The sequence below is a fragment of the Microbulbifer maximicatervae (SeqCode) genome, assembly GCF_052467325.1.
In genome coordinates this window covers 1,743,207-1,760,907 of sequence record NZ_CP174310.1, presented here as the reverse complement: position 1 = coordinate 1,760,907, position 17,701 = coordinate 1,743,207, and the positions used below count along the sequence as shown (strand labels likewise).

General features: G+C 48.9%; 17 protein-coding genes. 12 read left to right on the top strand and 5 right to left on the bottom strand.

Annotation, left to right across the window (positions count from 1 at the left end; all coding sequences use genetic code 11):
• Positions 1-12 precede the first annotated feature (12 nt).
• A complete protein-coding gene (locus ACJJIE_RS07940; protein ID WP_444894215.1) occupies positions 13-861 on the bottom strand; it encodes an alpha/beta fold hydrolase in 849 nt (282 codons plus the stop codon).
• Positions 862-1,065: 204 nt separating this feature from the next.
• On the opposite strand from ACJJIE_RS07940, the gene ACJJIE_RS07935 reads away from it, so the two are divergent.
• Both ACJJIE_RS07935 and ACJJIE_RS07930 read left to right on the top strand, forming a co-directional pair.
• Entirely contained in the window at positions 1,066-1,857 is a 792-nt protein-coding gene (locus ACJJIE_RS07935) for a nucleotidyltransferase domain-containing protein (protein WP_444894214.1), read from the top strand.
• Between the two features lie 181 nt (positions 1,858-2,038).
• Positions 2,039-2,758, top strand: a complete 720-nt coding sequence (locus tag ACJJIE_RS07930) for a hypothetical protein (RefSeq protein WP_444894213.1) — start codon at positions 2,039-2,041, stop codon at positions 2,756-2,758.
• A 69-nt stretch (positions 2,759-2,827) separates the two neighbouring features.
• Here the strand turns inward: ACJJIE_RS07930 and ACJJIE_RS07925 are convergent, their stop codons facing one another.
• Positions 2,828-3,037, bottom strand: coding sequence for a helix-turn-helix domain-containing protein (locus ACJJIE_RS07925; RefSeq protein WP_444894212.1), 210 nt, complete (start codon positions 3,035-3,037; stop codon positions 2,828-2,830).
• Positions 3,038-3,277: 240 nt separating this feature from the next.
• Here ACJJIE_RS07925 and ACJJIE_RS07920 point away from each other — a divergent pair, with 240 nt between their 5' ends.
• Positions 3,278-3,979 carry an SIMPL domain-containing protein gene (locus ACJJIE_RS07920; protein WP_444894211.1) on the top strand — a complete coding sequence of 234 codons (702 nt, stop codon included), beginning with the start codon at positions 3,278-3,280 and terminating at the stop codon, positions 3,977-3,979.
• Positions 3,980-4,155: 176 nt separating this feature from the next.
• On the opposite strand, the gene ACJJIE_RS07915 is transcribed toward ACJJIE_RS07920, so the two are convergent.
• Complete coding sequence (locus ACJJIE_RS07915; RefSeq protein WP_282933267.1) at positions 4,156-4,644, bottom strand: Lrp/AsnC family transcriptional regulator; 489 nt, start codon at positions 4,642-4,644, stop codon at positions 4,156-4,158.
• 637 nt (positions 4,645-5,281) lie between these two features.
• Here ACJJIE_RS07915 and ACJJIE_RS07910 point away from each other — a divergent pair.
• Positions 5,282-8,794, top strand: a complete 3,513-nt coding sequence (locus tag ACJJIE_RS07910; RefSeq protein ID WP_444894210.1) for an indolepyruvate ferredoxin oxidoreductase family protein — start codon at positions 5,282-5,284, stop codon at positions 8,792-8,794.
• Positions 8,795-8,818: 24 nt separating this feature from the next.
• Here the strand turns inward: ACJJIE_RS07910 and ACJJIE_RS07905 are convergent, their stop codons facing one another.
• The gene (locus ACJJIE_RS07905; protein ID WP_444894209.1) at positions 8,819-9,490 is read right to left on the bottom strand and encodes a ChrR family anti-sigma-E factor; all 672 of its coding nucleotides are present in this window, start codon (positions 9,488-9,490) and stop codon (positions 8,819-8,821) included.
• A gap of 7 nt (positions 9,491-9,497) precedes the next feature.
• Positions 9,498-10,112 carry a sigma-70 family RNA polymerase sigma factor gene (locus tag ACJJIE_RS07900; protein WP_444894208.1) on the bottom strand — a complete coding sequence of 205 codons (615 nt, stop codon included), beginning with the start codon at positions 10,110-10,112 and terminating at the stop codon, positions 9,498-9,500.
• Between the two features lie 254 nt (positions 10,113-10,366).
• Here ACJJIE_RS07900 and ACJJIE_RS07895 point away from each other — a divergent pair, with 254 nt between their 5' ends.
• The 8 genes from ACJJIE_RS07895 (at position 10,367) to ACJJIE_RS07860 (ending at position 17,622) form a co-directional block, all read left to right on the top strand.
• Positions 10,367-10,795: a nuclear transport factor 2 family protein gene (locus ACJJIE_RS07895; RefSeq protein WP_413665319.1), complete on the top strand. Its 429-nt coding sequence runs from the start codon at positions 10,367-10,369 to the stop codon at positions 10,793-10,795.
• Complete coding sequence (locus ACJJIE_RS07890) at positions 10,796-11,575, top strand: SDR family NAD(P)-dependent oxidoreductase (protein ID WP_444894207.1); 780 nt, start codon at positions 10,796-10,798, stop codon at positions 11,573-11,575. It abuts the gene before it with no gap.
• Positions 11,575-12,825, top strand: coding sequence for an NAD(P)/FAD-dependent oxidoreductase (locus ACJJIE_RS07885; RefSeq protein ID WP_444894206.1), 1,251 nt, complete (start codon positions 11,575-11,577; stop codon positions 12,823-12,825). Before ACJJIE_RS07890 ends, ACJJIE_RS07885 begins: the two co-directional genes overlap by 1 nt.
• A 13-nt stretch (positions 12,826-12,838) precedes the next feature.
• On the top strand, positions 12,839-13,636 hold the full coding sequence (locus ACJJIE_RS07880) for a DUF1365 domain-containing protein (RefSeq protein WP_444894205.1): 798 nt from the start codon (positions 12,839-12,841) through the stop codon (positions 13,634-13,636).
• Positions 13,633-14,901 (top strand): class I SAM-dependent methyltransferase, encoded by a 1,269-nt coding sequence (locus tag ACJJIE_RS07875; RefSeq protein ID WP_444894204.1) that lies wholly within the window; start codon positions 13,633-13,635, stop codon positions 14,899-14,901. Before ACJJIE_RS07880 ends, ACJJIE_RS07875 begins: the two co-directional genes overlap by 4 nt.
• 798 nt (positions 14,902-15,699) lie before the next feature.
• Positions 15,700-16,158: a BP74-related protein gene (locus tag ACJJIE_RS07870; protein WP_444894203.1), complete on the top strand. Its 459-nt coding sequence runs from the start codon at positions 15,700-15,702 to the stop codon at positions 16,156-16,158.
• A gap of 221 nt (positions 16,159-16,379) precedes the next feature.
• A complete protein-coding gene (locus ACJJIE_RS07865) occupies positions 16,380-16,895 on the top strand; it encodes a DUF2878 domain-containing protein (RefSeq protein WP_444894202.1) in 516 nt (171 codons plus the stop codon).
• On the top strand, positions 16,888-17,622 hold the full coding sequence (locus ACJJIE_RS07860; protein ID WP_444894201.1) for a hypothetical protein: 735 nt from the start codon (positions 16,888-16,890) through the stop codon (positions 17,620-17,622). The genes ACJJIE_RS07865 and ACJJIE_RS07860 overlap by 8 nt, the downstream gene beginning before the upstream one ends.
• Positions 17,623-17,701: the final 79 nt, after the last annotated feature.

The following is a 17,701-nucleotide window of genomic DNA, read 5'->3' as shown; positions in this document are numbered from 1 at the left end:
TGCTCTTTATAATTAAGTTACAATTTGCTGGTCACAGCAATTGGTAATGTGCTCCCTCACAAGTTGGCAGAAGCGTGCAGGATTTTCGAGAGGTAGCATATGATTTGCTGAGCTTACCTCTTGTGGATGGGTGCCTGGGATTAATGTTCCCGCCGCAAGCGATACAGTTTTAAATAGCTGGCGAGTATTGTTGCCGTAGGCCACGGAAACTGGAATAGATATGCCTGATAGGCTACTAGAGTTCAGTGCGGGTTGTTCAGTTTGATTAAGCTGTAGAGGCAGGGTGTAGGCATTATCCAGCTGCTGTACACGATATTTAAGGGGCTGCTGAGAGAAGTAGCCTGCTTGATTCCCAGAGCCGTTGATTAGTAGCTTAACGGCAGTATCCAGCCCACCCTCAGCTGTTGTTTTGAAAATTTCTGCAAACATAGTTTCAGCATCTCGGCGATACTCTTCCATGTTATTGCTTTCAATGTATCCCGGATATCCAGGCTCATAAAGGTACAGACTTTTGATTAATTTAGGTGCCTTTATGGCAGCATTTAAGCTTACATCGGCACCATAGGACCATCCTACTAGGTGGGCAGGGCCTATATCTAGGGCCTCAATCAGCCCTACTAGGTCTTCTGCATGGGTATCAATTCCAAAGGGGCCTTCTGAAGGGTTACCCGGGTTACCGAAATGCCTTTGGGTGAATGAAATCGCTTTAAATTCATTTGATAGAATTTTGCAGTGTTCTTGCCACATACGAGCATCGGCCAGTGCACCATGTACAAAAACAATGGGTTCTCCCTGCCCCTCCTGGAAATAAGAGATAGAGTGGTTGTTTACAGTGATAGAGTCTTTTGGATTTCCGTCCATGGGGCTAGCTTCCTGGGAGCCACTTTTAGCGCTTATCATAGTCTATAGGAGCTTTATGCTTAACATTTTCTAGTTCAGTTGTTAGGAGAGAGAGACAGCTGCCCTAATGGCTCTCTTATGAGAGTAAACCGATAGGTCTCCTAAGGGTAATCAACGAGTTTTTCGGGTATAGTTGATTTGTTTTGACGTAGCAGGTGGATGTATATGGAATCGCTGATAAAGGACCGCTTGAAATCACTGGAAGTAGAGCGAGATATTGAAATTATCTATGCTTGTGAGTCAGGAAGCCGCGCATGGGGATTTGAATCCCCTGATAGTGACTGGGATGTTAGGTTTATCTACAAACGTAATATTCAGCAATATCTCACGATAGGTACTCCCAGAGATGTTGTTGAGGTTCCATTTGATAAGAAACTTGGCGATGAACTGGACTTGGTCGGCTGGGATATTAAGAAGACTTTAACTTTAATGAGGGCAAGTAACCCCACTTTAATCGAGTGGCTATTTTCGCCAAAGGTCTATTTCAGAAATGAAGATATTTTGGGGGCACTGCAGGATTTGGCTCTAAAATGCTGGCAGCCGCGAGCATTAGCTCATCACTATGTCAGTATGGGGTTTAATAATTACTCCAGGTTTGTTCGAGAGGATGATCGAGGCTTTAAAGAGATTAAGGTCAAGAAGTTACTTTATGTGCTGCGCTCACTGCTTAATGCGCTGTATATAAAAGAGTTTAAAAAAATTCCTCCTGTGGACTTTAGTCATATGTACACCGAGTTGTTGCCTTCCACAGGAAATGAGTGGCTTCTGGATATTCTTTCCAGTTTGATTTTGAAAAAGAAGGAGCTTGAAGAGGGCGATTTGATAGCCGTTGATGGCAAACTGGATGGCTGGATACAAGCAAATCTGGATAGATCTGGTGCCAACTCTATAGAGGAAAGGCCAAAGTTGGATCTTCCAGAATTTGACAGGCTTTTTCGTAAAGTGCTGGGCGTATAGCCTTTTAAATCGGGCGGATTGGAATTTTGTGCATAGGCGGTGCGCATAGGGTTTGGCGAGTAGCGGGAAGAGCAGTTGTGGGGATTAGCCCGAATTAACAGGTAACTATATAGCCACCTGTTACCTTGTGATAACGTTATATCTCACCTAATTTCGAAAGGGATTCCCGATGAATATATGTATGAAAGTGCTACTACTGGCTGCCTTATTCACTCTGGGTGGCTGTGCCTCATATACTACTCCTGGAGGCTCGGTGCATCTGAGTGAGCTGACGGATGCCGATATCAATGAATTGATGTCTAAAGAGCCAGCAACGCCATTCCCTGCAAATATCTCGGTTGCCCGAGTTCAGGCATCAGGGTACCAATCTTACCGGCTCAATAGCTTTGGCACAGGTCGCTATAGTGTTGTTACGACTCGGGAGGTGGAGACTGAGGGGGATTTTCTTCGTTTATCGCAGCTACCGGCAGTATCCAATGTAGCGCCGCTTAATAAAATCCTTCTGCCGACTAATCTAGACTCAGTACGGTCACTTCGGGAGGCTTCGGCGCGGCTAAAAGCTGATATTTTGCTGGTGTATACTTTTGATACTTCTTTTCATGCCGGTGAGCAGAAATTTGCACCACTCAATGTTATCTCCCTGGGTTTTTTAAAGAACAAGGAGGTAAAGGTAACAACCACAGTCTCGGCAGCATTTTTTGATGTCCGCACCGAGTATCTGTTCGGTATTTCTGAAGCCACAGCAACAGACAGTACGAGTGCTAGTGTTTGGAGTACCTCGGATGCGGTTGATGATTTACGGGTTGCGACAGAGAAAGCCGCGTTTCAGGACTTACTGCCAGAAATTGAGAAGGCCTGGGCGGGTATTCTGGCTCAGTACGCGAATTTTACCTTGGAGTGAATGGCTTGCTTCACTACTGAGAAAGGTTAAACCGGGTGTTAGAGAGCCCAATGGGCTCTCGTAATAATCTTACTCGTCTGGTTTAAACTCAAGAATATCGCCAGGCTGACACTCAAGTGCTTCACAGGTTGCCGCCAAAGTATCAAACCTTACTCCTTTCACTTTGGCGCGCTTCAATAGGGATAAGTTGGCTTCGGTGATTCCAATCTGAGCCGCCAGTGATTTCGAGCTGACTTTACGTTTAACCAGCATAACGTCCAAATTGACAATAATTGCCATGCTGAATAAACTCTTTGTTTTCTTGGTCAATTTGTTTTGCGGCGCGAAAGGTATAAAGAATGCTCACCAAAACAATTAGAGTAAATATCCTGCCTATATCAAACTCAATGAGCAAAGTAAGCTCATTGCCGTGCAAGTGGGATAGGTAGCTAATCCATTTATGTAACCTGTGTACCTAGTCGGGCATCGTGGAGTGCGGGCCTACCCCAATTACGAGACAATATTGAGCAAGGGATAAGAATGAATAAAGTAGCCGCACTAATAATACTGTCTATGTTAGGCTCATTCTCTATTGCTGAAGAAAGAATTATTGCTGTTGAAGGCTCGGGAGTGGTCGAGGCTGTGCCTGATCTTATTCGTATTGGGTACAACGTATTCAGTCTGAGTAAGAACGATCCATCTGAAGCCAAGGCAAAAGTTGATGAGATTTCATCTTTGTCAGTGCAATCACTGTTAAAACTTGGTATTGCCGAAAAAGACATAACATCCTCTTCACTGAATATCGAAACAGCTGAAGATTATAATGATAATGGAAATGCCTTTATCATAGGTCATTTGGTGCGTAGGAATATTGATATCGTCATCCGAGATGTCAGCCTTTACGGTGAGGTAATCCAAGCCCTGGTAGATAGTCATGTATCAGAAATAGATAGCATAAAACCAGATGTATCTAACTATGAAGAGTTAAAGCGAGAGGCTTTGGCTAATGCGGCTCAATCAGCAAAATCTAACGCTGAGTTCTTGGCCAAGCAGTTTGGGGCTGAATTAGATAAGGTGCACCAAATAGGCAAGCAGAATATACGTCGCCAGTACAGCCTCGAAGAAGTCGTAGTAACTGGCAGCAAAAGACGTGCCTCAAATATAAAAAGCACACAGTACGAGTTCAAGCCAGGCAATGTAAAAGTATCATCGGAGATTTACGTCGAGTTTCAGCTCAAGTAAAGCTCTCGAGAAGGACTGCCGTACTGGTAGTCCTTGTGGTGCCCTATCGAGAGGGGGCATAAAGCTAAGATAACGCTCCTTAAACTGTTATCTTTTCTCAATAGCTTGAGATGGTAGCTTTATGACCGTGACGTAATCAACAAAAGGCAGTTGCAGTTGATTCGATTAGCAGAAAGTTAATTTTGGCTTTCCAGCAACTGATCCAGCGGCAACTCAGTGCGGTAACGCACCTGCTTTAAAGAGAAGCTGCTTTTAATATGATCGATGCCTGGGAGTTCAGTGAGTTTTTTATCCAGGAATTCCTGATAAGCCTGCAAATTGGGTACAACAACTCGCAGCAGGTAGTCGAAATCACCGGTCATCAGGTAGCACTCCATCACTTCCGGCCATTGGCCGATAACCGATTCGAAGTCCTGCAACTCTTTTTTCACTTGGTGGTTAAGAGTAACCTGGATAAATACACTTACCGGTAACCCAACCTTTTCCGGTTCAAGCAGGGTAACTGCGCGTTTTATAAACCCTTGCTCGTTTAGATTTTTAACCCGCCGTGAACAGGGGGAGGGTGAGAGGCAGACTTTTTCTGCAAGCTCAATATTTGGAATGGTGGCATCCTGTTGAAGGATTTCCAGAATTTTCTTGTCGATGGCATCCAGTAAATAGGCCATGGTTATATTCCGTATCTCATCTCTCTGAACGTACGCCGGTATCGCCGGCTGCTAATCATCAACCTGCCAGTGAATCTTTGCTTCCCAGCGTTCTCCGGTAAATTGTGTGCATTGCGTACATGGTTTTTTTTGGTTTGTTATGGCAGTAGCTTCCTATACTGCGCATCTTTTGTGAGACCTTCTCGTTTTTTATTAATTTCCCGCTTATGGGTACGTTGCCGAACCGGTTGATACTGGTTAGCTGTAAACGGACGGAAACTGATATCCCCTGATCAGTTCCAGGCTATGCCTCTCAAAAAGCAGAACCTTTGGCGCTTATTTAGTCACACAGAGTGTGAAGGCCAGAGGCGAGCACCATAAGAGGGCATGTCCTTTCCGTTGTATCCCCCAAAATACTTCATTTTGAGTGATTTGTTGCCAGTAGCTGGTCATCTTTAGCGAGTTATGGCGGCATTATGCCTGAGTTGGGCCAATTTTGGTATGACCTGCTCTGCCGGGCAGTGTTAATTTTAGCGCTATTAAACAGCTCTGGTCTGTTCTGCTGTAACTCGGGAGATGCCGCGAATATTTTTGCGACATGTTACTGGCGTCGAGAACCGGAGTGATGAAAGCAATAAAGATAAAATAGGTGGTACCCATGGCAATGGTCGAAGGCGATCAGGAATTGGGCTTTGATAGCGAGTATTCGCTGAAAGCGGCTTTTACCCGTGAATCTGGCCGTGTATTCCTGACCGGAATTGACGCCCTGGTTCGTTTGCCCTTAATGCAAAAGCGCATGGACGAGCTGGCGGGCCTCAATACAGCTGGCTTTGTTTCCGGTTATCGCGGTTCCCCATTGGGCGGTTACGACCAGGCCCTGTGGCGGCACAAGAAGCTATTGGCCGAGCGGGAAATCCATTTTGAGCCGGGCATTAATGAAGACCTGGGGGCGACCAATATTTGGGGCACCCAGTTGCTGGATCACTATCGCCAGCAGGCAACGAAAGACGGCGTCTTTTCTATTTGGTATGGCAAGGGCCACGGTGTAGATCGCACCGCAGATGTTTTCCGCCAAGCCAATATTCAGGGCACCTCAAAACTAGGTGGTGTTTTGGCGTTGTGTGGGGATGACCACACTGCAGAATCCTCCATGTTTTCCCACAATACCGACCAGATTTTTGAGTCGGTAATGATGCCGCTGATATTTCCGTCCTCCATTGATGAGTACCTGACCCTGGGCCTCGCGGGCATTGCTTTATCCCGTTTTTCGGGCTTGTGGGTGGGTTTTAAGGCAATTACTGAAACTGTAGAGGCCGGTGCTTCCTTGATTGTGCCGGAGTTGCCCCAGTTTACAATTCCAGCTGACTTCCCAATCCCGCCACACGGCCTGAACTACGATCCCCACCTGAATTGGCCTGCGGAGCGCCTCGAATATGAGCGCCGTATGCTGGAGGAGCGTTTGCCTGCAGCCAAGGCATTCGCCTATGCCAACCGCCTGGATAAAACCACTCACAGTGCGGAGCGAAAACGCTTCGGCATTGTAACGGTGGGTAAGGCCCACGGTGATTTGCTTGAGGCTTTGAAACTGCTCAACTTATCAGAGGCAGATCTGAACTCAGCCGGCATCTCCATCTATAAAGTGGCGATGTCCTGGCCGCTGGAGCCTAGGGGCATCAGTGAGTTCGCCAAGGGCATGGAGCGCTTGCTGGTAGTCGAGGAGAAGCGTCCCCTGGTGGAGGATCAGCTGAAAAACCTGCTCTACGGTTGGGAAGATAGTTATCGTCCGAAGGTAGTCGGTAAGAAAGACCTGGATGGCAAGGACCTGTTGCCGGCAGTGTGGGGCTTTGGCCCGGATCAGGTGGCCAAGGCCATTGCCCGCTGGCTGGTGGATACTGAACTGGCGGCACAGCTGATTCCCCTGGCAGAAAAACTGGGGGGCAATGTCGCTGCAAAGGCTCAGGGCTTGTTGGCTCGTGAACCCATTTTCTGTGCAGGTTGTCCTCATAACACTTCCACCAAATTGCCAGAAGGCAGTTTGGGGAGTGCCGGTATTGGCTGTCATATTATGGCTTTGGGTAAAGGCCTGCGCACCGATACCTATTCCCATATGGGAGGCGAGGGCGCCCAATGGGTAGGACTGCACCGTTTCTCCAGCGCCGAGCATATTTTCCAGAATATGGGCGATGGAACCTACAACCACTCCGGGCTATTGGCCATTCGCCAGGCCGTGGCGAGCCAGGTGAATATCACCTACAAAATTCTTCTGAACGATGCGGTGGCCATGACCGGTGGCCAACCCGCCGATGGCGAAGTTAATGCTCCCTCCCTGGCTGCACAGTTGCTGGCCGAGGGGGTTGGTACGGTTATTCTTTTGACCGAGAACCCCGACCACTGGCGCGAACACCGCAGCCAACTGCCCACTGCCGTAGAAGTTCTTCCCCGCTCTGAGCTGGACGCCGTGCAGCGTCGCCTGCGGGAAACTGCCGGTGTGACGGCGATTATTTATGAGCAGGTCTGTGCGGCCGAGAAACGCCGCCGCCGCAAGAAAAAACAGATGGTCGATCCATCCCAGCGATTGCTGATTAACCACCGGGTCTGCGAAGGCTGTGGCGATTGCAGTGTGCAGTCCAGCTGTATTGCCGTGGAGCCGCTGGAAACCCCGTTGGGGCGCAAGCGCCAGATCAACCAGTCCAGCTGCAACAAGGATATGCGCTGTGCCGATGGTTTCTGCCCGAGCTTTGTCACTGTGGAAGGGGGAGAACTGAAAAAGCCCCCGGTGCAGTCCCTGGCGGATGCCTTAGACGTGGCTATTGCCGGATTACCTTCTGCGCCGGTCGCGACTCTGGCCCAGCCACTCAGTATTTTGGTGGCCGGCATTGGTGGCAGTGGTGTACTTACCGTGGCGGCACTGCTGGGTATGGCGGCGCACCTGGAAGAGAAGGGCAGTACAACTTTGTACTTTACCGGGCTCTCACAAAAAAATGGCGCTGTAGTGGCTCATGTGAAAGTGGGAGAAAACCCCGAGGCGATTACCACCGCTCGTATTCGCGATGGCGCGGCGCAGTTGTTACTGGGCTGCGATATGGTCACCGCCGCTGGCCAGCGGACCAAATTTGCCACCGGCGAAATGCGTGCCCTGGTAAATACTGCTGAAGTACCGGTAGCGGCCTTTGTTCGCGACAACGAGCTGGCATTCCCCGCCGATGCGACCCAACAGAGTATTGAGTCCCTGTGTGCGGAGTATTTTGCCTTTGATGCGAATAAATATGCCCAGGCACTGTTTGGCGATACCGTAGCTAGCAACTTGATGATTATGGGTTTTGCCTGCCAGAAAGGACTGCTGCCAATCGGTGAAGCGGCCCTGGAACGGGCCATTGAGCTCAATGGTGTGGCGGTAGAGAATAACCTGCGCGCTTTCCGCGCTGGCCGTTTGCTGGCGGAAAACCCTAAAGCGATCGAGCAATTGGCAGTCCCGGCCAAGCCGGTGAAATTGGTAGAGCCTGAGGAGTCGGTGGAGCAGTTGCTGGAGCGATTGGCGGCAGAGCTTCGCGACTATCAAAGCCCGGCCTATGCGGCAGAATTCCTTCGCCATATAGAGGCGCTGCGCAAAGCTGAATCTTCACTGCCAGCTGCTCGGGGCGATCTTACCCGTATGGGTGCGCGCAGCCTTTATAAAGCGATGGCTTATAAAGATGAGTACGAAGTGGCGCGCCTCTACACCGGTGAAGATTTCAAGCGACAGCTACGTGAGACATTCAGCGGCGACTACACCCTGAAATTCCATATGGCGCCGCCGCTTCTTGCTCGCCCCGATAGCAGTGGTCGCGTACGCAAAATGCAGTTTGGCCCCTGGATGGGCAAGCTGATGCCGCTGTTGGCTAAGGGTAAAGTGCTTCGCGGTACTGCACTGGATGTCTTCGGTTACACCCAGGAGCGCCGTGCTGAACGGCGCTGGGCCCAACAGGTGGCCAAAGCAGTTGATAGCGTGGCCGCGCATCTGTCCGGCGAAAACCTGTCAGAGGCACAAGAGCTGCTCGAAATCCCCCTTCAAGTGCGTGGCTATGGCCATGTGCGCGAGGAAAAATTCGCGGCGGTCAGCGATCGTTGGGATGAGCTTTCTGCAGTATTTGTGGATGGGGAGCAAGAGCCGACTTCTCTGGCGGCGTCCTAGACGCCGCAGCTCTTTTAATCGGTGTCAGCCCGGACGAAACGGGATAAGGCGGTTTAGCAACCAGCCGCTGACACCGGTAATCGCCACCGGTGCCTGTACCGCAGAGAAGCACAGGCACTCTTGATCTTCTGTGACCGTCGGGCGGTGTACGTCGCCGGGTTCCCGCAACAGAAAGTCCCCTGGACTATAAACACCATCACTGTCAGAGAAGCTGCCGTACAGAACCAGGGTGAGTTCGTAGCCCCGGTGATCGTGCTCTGCAACTTTGCCGCCACAACTCAGGCGATGAAAGCTCACTTCATATTGATCCTGCCCGGTTTTCAGTCGACACATTTTTAGGGCGGGCGCGATAGTTTTCCACTTGATCGGGGGATTTTTCTCCAGCAGCTTGTGCACGACTGGCGGTGCATCCGCCAGCATGGGCTCCGTGGATTTGGATCTCTCGGAAGCCACTTGTTGCTCCGGTTCAGCGGCCTGATCAATACGTCCCATCAGGCGTTGGAAAGCCTCATCGTTTACGGCCTGTGGTGCACAGGACTCCAGAATGGAGCCACCCAGGGTGTTCATGGTTTGATACTGAGCGCGACACTCGGCACACATTTGTATATGGGCGGAAACGACCAGGCTGGCGCCTTTGGGCAGGCTGCCGGAAGCGTATTCAAGGAGTAAATTTTTATCGGGGTGGTGGCGAATCATACTAAACCTACTTGGCCAACCTCGCTTGTAACTTCTTTAGGGCCAGTCGCACGCGGGACTTTACCGTGCCCAATGGTAATTCCAGCTCCTTGGATATCTCACTGTGGGATTTTCCCTCCATATACGCCTTTTCCAAGACGTGGCTCTGTTCTGCTGGCAGGCTGTGCAGGCCTTCCGCAACTTCCTTTTCGTTGCGTCTTCTCTGTAGAAATATCAACGGTTGGTGTTCGGGGGTTTCATCCCAAACATCCATGGCTTCAATAATCTCGGCGTTTTGATGACGCCCGTTGCGGCGCAACATGTCGATACGAGTGTTGCGCATAATAGTGAATATCCAGGTGCTGGCAGAAGCCTTACTGGCATCGAAGCTGGGGGCCTTGCGCCAGACTTTAAACAGGGTTTCCTGAACTAGCTCATCGGCGGCTTCAGCGCTAATTGCCTGGGTGGTGCGGCTGTGATGGAAACCCTTAATTAGTGGGGCAAAGTGGTGAAAGAGCTGCTCAAAGGACTGGCGATCACGCTCCGCACCGACTCGCGTCAGCAGGGCACTCCAGTCCTGGTCCTCTCTTTGTGGCAGTTTCACCGGGCCTATTTCACTTTTTGCTTGGGGGCTATGCGCCATGTTAACGGTCTTTCTGTCGTTGTCGATACTCACGCAATCAAGCATGTCTGGAAATTAGAGTTGGGAGCTGTTGTGGTACATCCATGTACCACATTCTGCAACAGGCTCTCAGGGGGAGACTTCCAAGTTGTCTGATAACTACTTACGCAGAGAGGGCATAACTGGATCACTCTGGCCTACCTTTTATTGAGCGGTGATCCACCCGGTGGGGTGTGGCGTATTTATCTGCAGCTAGAACAGTAAGGAATCCGATGATGAGCGCGTTGATTGAGGAGCTAGAGGAGTACTACAAAGACTTCCTGATGCAGGAAACTGGCAGCCTTGGATCACTATATAGCGACGATGTCATTTTTTGTGACCCGTTGCATCGGATAGAGGGATTGCCTGCTTTAAAGAGTTACTTTGCGGGAATGAGCAGGGGGCTTACCCAGTGCCGCTTCCAATTTGATGATCTGCCGGTGGTGGGCGAGGGCAGCGCCTGCCTTTCGTGGACCATGCACTACCGACACCAATCACTCAAAGGTGGACGCCCATTACAACTTCGTGGCTGTAGCCTGTTGCGTTACACCGATAAGATTCACTACCACGAGGACTTTTACGATATGGGCGCCATGGTCTATGAGCAGGTGCCTGTATTGGGCTCCTGTATTGGTTTTATCAAATCGCGCATGGAGCGCAACTAAGTGTCCCAGGGGATTAGCGATAAAACCATCTGGATCACAGGTGCTAGCTCGGGTATTGGTCGAGCGCTTACATTGCGCCTGGTGGAGCAGAATAATTTTGTGATTGCCAGTAGTCGCAGGCTGGATGCGCTGACGGAGTTACAGAACATAGCCCCCAGCCGCCTCAGGGTTTTGGATTGTGATCTTAGTGACGATGCGGTGATGCCGGGTGTTGCTCGGCGATTAACGGACTTCACAGATCACCTGGATATGGTGATTGCCTGCGCTGGTACCTGTGAATATGACGACGACCTTCAATTGGATGTCACCATGTACCGACGGGTTTTTGATGGCAATTTCTTTGCCTTGGTGAATACCTTGAAGTGCGCGCAGCCACTGTTAGCCGCAAGCCGGTCTCCGGTATTTGCCGCGCTCGGCAGTCTCTCGTCAGTGGTACCTTTTCCCCGCGCCGAAGCGTATGGCAGTTCCAAAGCGGCGGTGGCCTATTTTCTGGAGTCGGTGCGCGCCGATACCAGCCTTACTTCACTTCGGGTGGTCCATATTCGCCCGGGGTTTGTCGACACCCGCCTTACCCAGCGCAATGACTTTGACATGCCTTTTTTAATGACTCCAGACCAGGCCGCCGAACGCATTGAACAGGGGCTCTGTGGTGTCGGGCATACAGTCGATTTTCCCAAACGGCTCAGTTGGCCTCTGCGGTTTCTGGGTTTTTTCAGCTCAATCTGGTTCCGTTTTTGCGCACGCAAAATGACAAGAATCCGCACACTAAGGAAGAATTGATGCGAATCGCTATTGTTGGCAGCGGCATTGCCGGTCTTACTGCCGCTTATCTATTGAATCGAAAGTACGATGTCACCCTGTTTGAAGCACAGGCGCTCCTGGGAGGGCATACCGCTACGGTTGATATTGACGAGGGGGGACGCCGGTTAGCAGTGGATACCGGCTTTATTGTTTACAACGACTGGACCTATCCGAATTTTATTCGCTTGCTTAAAGAGCTGGGAGTTCAATCCCAACCCGCCTCCATGGGCTTTAGTGTGCGCTGCGATCAGGAGGGGTTTGAATATGCGGGTAACAATCTCAACAGCCTGTTTGCACAGCGCTCGAATATCGTCAACGCTGGGCACTGGCGTATGCTATGGGACATTGTGCGCTTTAACCGCAATGCCCTCCGCGACTGGCAGGAGGGGAGGCTGAGCGAGACATTGACCCTGGGTGAGTATCTACCTGCGAACGGTTACTCTGCGGAATTCGCCAATCGCTATTTGGTACCTATGGGCTCTGCTATCTGGTCTGCCAGTGTGGCGCAAATGCTGGAGTTTTCTGTCAGTTTCTTTGTCCGCTTCTTTGCTAATCACGGCTTGCTCAACCTGGTGCGTCGCCCGCAGTGGCGAGTGATCAAGGGCGGGTCGCGTGAATATATTGATCCGTTAATACAATCTTTCGCCGATAAAATTCGCTTATCTACGCCCATTGAGGCGGTGCAGCGCTGCAGGGAAGGTGTGAATGTTCGCACCGCAGCAGGGGAAAATTTGGAGTTTGATGCCGTTGTTTTCGCTTGCCACTCCGATCAGGCCCTTCAATGTTTGACCGACCCCAGCGGCAGTGAGCAAAAAATCCTGGGGGCTATACCCTATGCGAAAAATGCCGTGGTCCTGCATACAGACAGCACCTTGCTACCCCGTCACCGTCGCAGTTGGTCGAGTTGGAATTACCAATTGCGCAGTGAACAGGATGCGCTGCCTGTTTTGACATACAACATGAATATACTTCAGGGCTTGAATACCGAGAACACCTATTGTGTCACCCTGAATGCCGAAGAGCTTATCGATCCCAAGTCTGTGCTCGGTCGTTTTGAATACTCCCATCCCCAGTTCTCTGTAGCCGGAACACGAGCGCAACAGCAGTGGGATAGTATTAATGGTGTTAACCGCACCTGGTTCTGCGGTGCTTATTGGGCAAATGGATTTCATGAAGATGGTGTAACCAGTGCGTTGCGAGTGGCTCGGGGGTTGGGTGTCGACTGGTAAGGAGGCCGGTATCATGGAAAGTGCGATTTATACCGGGTGGTTGGAGCACCGGCGCTTTGCGCCCAGAGCTCACCAGTTTCGCTATCAGGTTTTTATGATGTACGTCGATCTGGCAGAGGTGGAAGCCATTTGTCAGCTCTCACCTCTTTGGTCCTCCCAGCGGCGAGCACCTGCGAGATTTTGTCGCAGTGATTTTTTTGGCGATGAATCCCTCAGTCTTGATGAGGCGGTTCGAAAGCGGGTGGAGGAGGAGGTGGGAGAGCAGCCTTCCGGACCTATTCGCTTGCTGGCCAATTGGCGCTACTTTGGCTACAACATGAATCCGCTCAGTGTTTACTATTGTTTCGATGCTGAGGGCCAGAATGTGGATTGGCTGCTCCTGGATGTGCACAACACACCCTGGAAAGAGCGTCACAGCTATGTTTTGGATTGCCGTAATAATACCAAGTTGCAAAAAGCGACCTTTGCAAAAATGTTTCATGTCTCGCCTTTTATGCCCATGGACCAAGGGTATCGATGGAGGGGGACAAAACCTGGAGAAAAGCTGACAGCTTACCTGCAAAATTTTGATGCGAGTGCCGATGATACAGAAGACGGCACTCGCCCAATGTTTGATGCAACCCTGAGTTTACAGCGTTGCGAAATTAGCGGCCGATCACTTAATTCAATATTGATCCAGTACCCCTTGATGACCGTAAAAGTTATAGCCGCCATTTATTGGCAGGCACTGAAATTATGGGTCAAGCGTATCCCGGTATTTTCGCACCCTCGCGACGACGCCGAGGTTCAGGCAGGAGATAAACAACTATGAGAGCAGTTCAGGAAGTTGATCAGGCTTCGTCGTCAAAATCAGAAGTATCGGCACAGTCCTGGCTCGTTCGCCTGGCGCGCAAGCTGGTGTTGGAAAAACTCAAGGGTATTGATCGTGGCCACTTGTTAATCGAAGAGGGGGAGCAATGTTACCACTTTGGCCAGAGGCCAGAAGAAGCAGAGATATCGGCACATATTTGCGTACATGATCCATCCAGCTATATACAGGTGCTATTAAACGGAACCATTGGTTCTGGAGAAGCCTTTATGCAGGGCGCCTGGACCTCAACCAATACCGTGGACCTGATTCGCCTGATGGTGGACAACATGGAATTGGTGGAAGGCATCGATAGTCGTTGGAGCTATTTACCTCGATTAGGCCTGCGCTGGTTACATCAATTAAATGCGAATAATCGCAATGGCTCACGCAAGAATATTTCTGCACACTATGACCTGGGCAATGAATTTTTCCGGTTATTTTTAGACAGGACCATGCTGTATTCATCTGCGGTCTACCCGTCTGAAAATGCAACTCTGTTTGAAGCCTCTAATCACAAACTGGAACTGATCTGCCGAAAGCTAAAGTTAAAACCCTCTGATCACCTCCTTGAGATTGGTACTGGGTGGGGTGGTATGGCCATTCATGCTGCCAAGTACTATGGCTGTAAAGTAACAACCACTACTATTTCCCAAGAGCAATATGACTACGCACGTCAATGGGTAAAGCACGAAGGGTTAGAAGAGCAGGTAACCCTTTTATTACAGGACTATCGGGACCTGAAAGGTCAGTACGATAAAATTGTATCGATTGAAATGGTGGAGGCAGTAGGGCACGAATTTCACAAGACCTTCTTCGCTGGTTGTAGCGAATTACTCAAAGAAGATGGCTTGATGGTGATGCAGGCAATTACCATTCGCGACCAGCGCTACCACGAATATCGTAAAGAGGTCGATTTTATTCAGCGATATATCTTCCCTGGTGGCTGCCTGCCGTCTAATCAGGTTATCGCGGCCCATATTGCCAATTCAACAGATATGCAGATTGTTGGTCTCGAAGATATCACCGCCCATTACGCCCGCACATTAAGTGACTGGCGCAAAGCATTTTTTGAGCGAATTTCCAAAGTGCGCGAATTAGGTTTTGATGAGCGATTTATCCGAATGTGGGAATTCTATTTATGCTATTGCGAAGGGGGATTTTTGCAGCGAGTGATTGGTACTGCCCAATTTGTGTTCGCCAAGCCCCGGTACTTAAGGGGCTTCTGAACAACTCCTTGATGCCGCTGTCTCGCAGAGCGGAGTGTGAATCGCTCTGCAATCCCTGAAGTGCCACAGCTATTGCATTGTAGCTTTTCCAAGGACTAAGCCTATTCGCGCCCAGCTGAGCCTAATATCTGCAGTCTTCAAGCTGTACGGAGTTATCCAGATTCTCCTTAGGTGGATTCTGTTAGCTTATCATGTAGATAAATATTCTATTGCTAATTCTATATAAGGAGGGGGAGAGAATGCTCTGTTGAATTTTATGAATTTCATCCGGATTTAATTTGTTTAATAGAGTGGAAGATAGAGTCTTTCTATCTGATGTTTGTCAGTCAGGTTTTCAGTCTGTTGTCTTGGTAAATCTATCTGTGCTTTGCTTTTTAATCTTGTATGAGAATTGTATAGGTGGTCTGCGCTTTATTAGTTGCGCATGAGGTGGAACTGCCAGGGTAGGTGAAGCGTTTGATAATTAAAATATAGGATGTGTTGAAATTTTATGAGCTAAAATCAGTCTAGCTATCACATTATTCTATAAGATTAAGTTATTTTCATTGTTGTTTTATTGATGCTGGCGAAGCTGTGGCTACTTGCGTTTTTTTAGGGTTCAGAAATAGTTGATAAATGTTGGCTTGTTGAGTGGGGGAGGTTGTTTTAATTGTGCGTGCCGTTATTTTGTGTTGGAATTTTTTAGTTCTTAAAATTTATTCTTCGAGGGGAAATGTGACTTGGCTGACATTCTGATATTTTTTGCTCCATTATCATCATTTCCGCGATCTGTATTACTTTACTCAATAGAGGCCGTTAATGATGAAAAGCATAGTTCTTTCTTTATTTCTAACCTTACTCTCTGTGTCTGTTGCAGCTTCAGAGGTGGTTTCTTTTTCAGCGTCAAGCCGTATAAAGGTAGCGTATTTTGAAGTGTCATTTAATAGTGATCCTGAAGAAATATTTGTTTTGCAGTTAACAGATCCAGATAAAATTAAGGAGGCCCGAAGAATACTCTCAAATGGAGAGGAGTCCTTTTATCACTTTATTGGTTATGTGGTTCCAGGGGAAACCTTTTACAATCCAGACTGGAGTTTTCATGTGGATACTGACTCTATAGATTTTGCTGAGATATCCATTGAGGTTTGTGATTCTTCAGCACAGTATATAGAGGACAACTGGGAAGAAGTCGGTGGCGCTTTTCTGCCAGGTAATATCTGGTGCCCCTGGAGTTCTACTCTGGTTAGAGAGCTTCATCTTTACTCTTTAGGACTGTAAATAGAACTTTCCATTCTTCATGAATGTATGATCCCTTATAGTTTACCTATGAGGGATCTCTAATAATATCCTGATTAATTCTGGTGTCTATAATAGGCATAACTTTCTTCCGGTAAGCTCTGTAGGTGAGTCTGAAAAGGAAAGTGTTGGTAGGAGGTATAACTACTAAAAGACAGTGCAAGTTATCGCTGTGCTGTCGTTTTCCCTTGGAGGAAAGTGAAATGTGGCGTTTTGTCGCGAATGCCTTACTTTTCGATATCGCCTGGCCACTGTGTGTCATAGTGGCCAAGGTGTGGTTGGTGGTTCCCTTTACTCTGTTCAACCTTTTTGTACATCTGCGCTATATCGCCAATTTGCCCAGGGAACCTCTTTGGTTAGCGGGGGTGTTTATCTTTGGTGTGTCTATAGACTCTATCTTGTTTCATTTAGGGGTGATGCGAAATGACAGCGGTTCGTCCTGGCCTCCCTTATGGCTGATTTGTCTGTGGTTGAACTTTGCCATGACCTTGCGATACAGTTTGGTCTTCTTACAGAAAAACCTATGGTTGGCGGTAATCCTGGGTGGTTTTTTTGGACCATTTAGCTACTTTACCGGTGCATTCCTAAATGGCACTGTGGAATTGCACAGACCTCTGTGGCAATCCCTGGGAACACTAAGTGTAATCTGGGCCTGTATCCTGCCGTTGTTTGCCTATTTGGCAAGAAGGATTTGTCACAAAGAGGTGAGCAATGCTTGAATTTATTACGATGTCGGCTATTGCCGGAACTAACTGTCACTATGAAGGGCCTTACCTGGTAAAAGGTTTGGCCTATGATCCGGATAATCAACAGTTGCAATACTGCGAATATTATACTTCGCAAGATAATGGTGAAATAACAGTTTTCTACTTTGCACCCCAGGGTGATTTGATAGCAGAGAAAACCCTTCGGGAGCGAAATGGCCCCTCAGCTGGTCGCAGTGCCTTACCTAGTGCCACTCAAATAGATCGGAGGCATGGTGAAGTTCGCGAGGTCCTTTGGGATGACGGCCAGTGGATGATGCGCTATAGAGCCAACGAGGATGAAGCTTGGAAAGTAAGTTTGCGAGAGGCACGAAGTGTTGATGTAGTTGATGCAGGCTTTGACACCTATGTGCGTGACCACTGGGACTTATTGTCTTCAGGAAAAACTCTTAAATTCAATTTTGCTTCGCCATTGCATGGTCGATCGATAAAGTTGCGCGCTAAAGCAGTTTCCTGTAGTCAATCCGCTAGTGATCATACCTGTATACGAGTGGATGTTGCCCAGCCTCTTATCCGCCTTTTCGTAGAGGACTTAAATCTTACTTACGATACAGACAGCCGGCGGTTAAAGAGCTTTAAGGGCATAGTAAATATCCTCGATCCACAAGCGAAATCTCAAGAGTTAGAAGTGTTTTACCAATATTCAATTCTGCCAACAGGAACCCTGCCTGCAGATCCATAGATAGAAGGCGCTCTGCACTGACAGCTATACGCCTATTGGATTTATTGCCCAACGGGTCATTCATTTTTAGGCGCCTGAC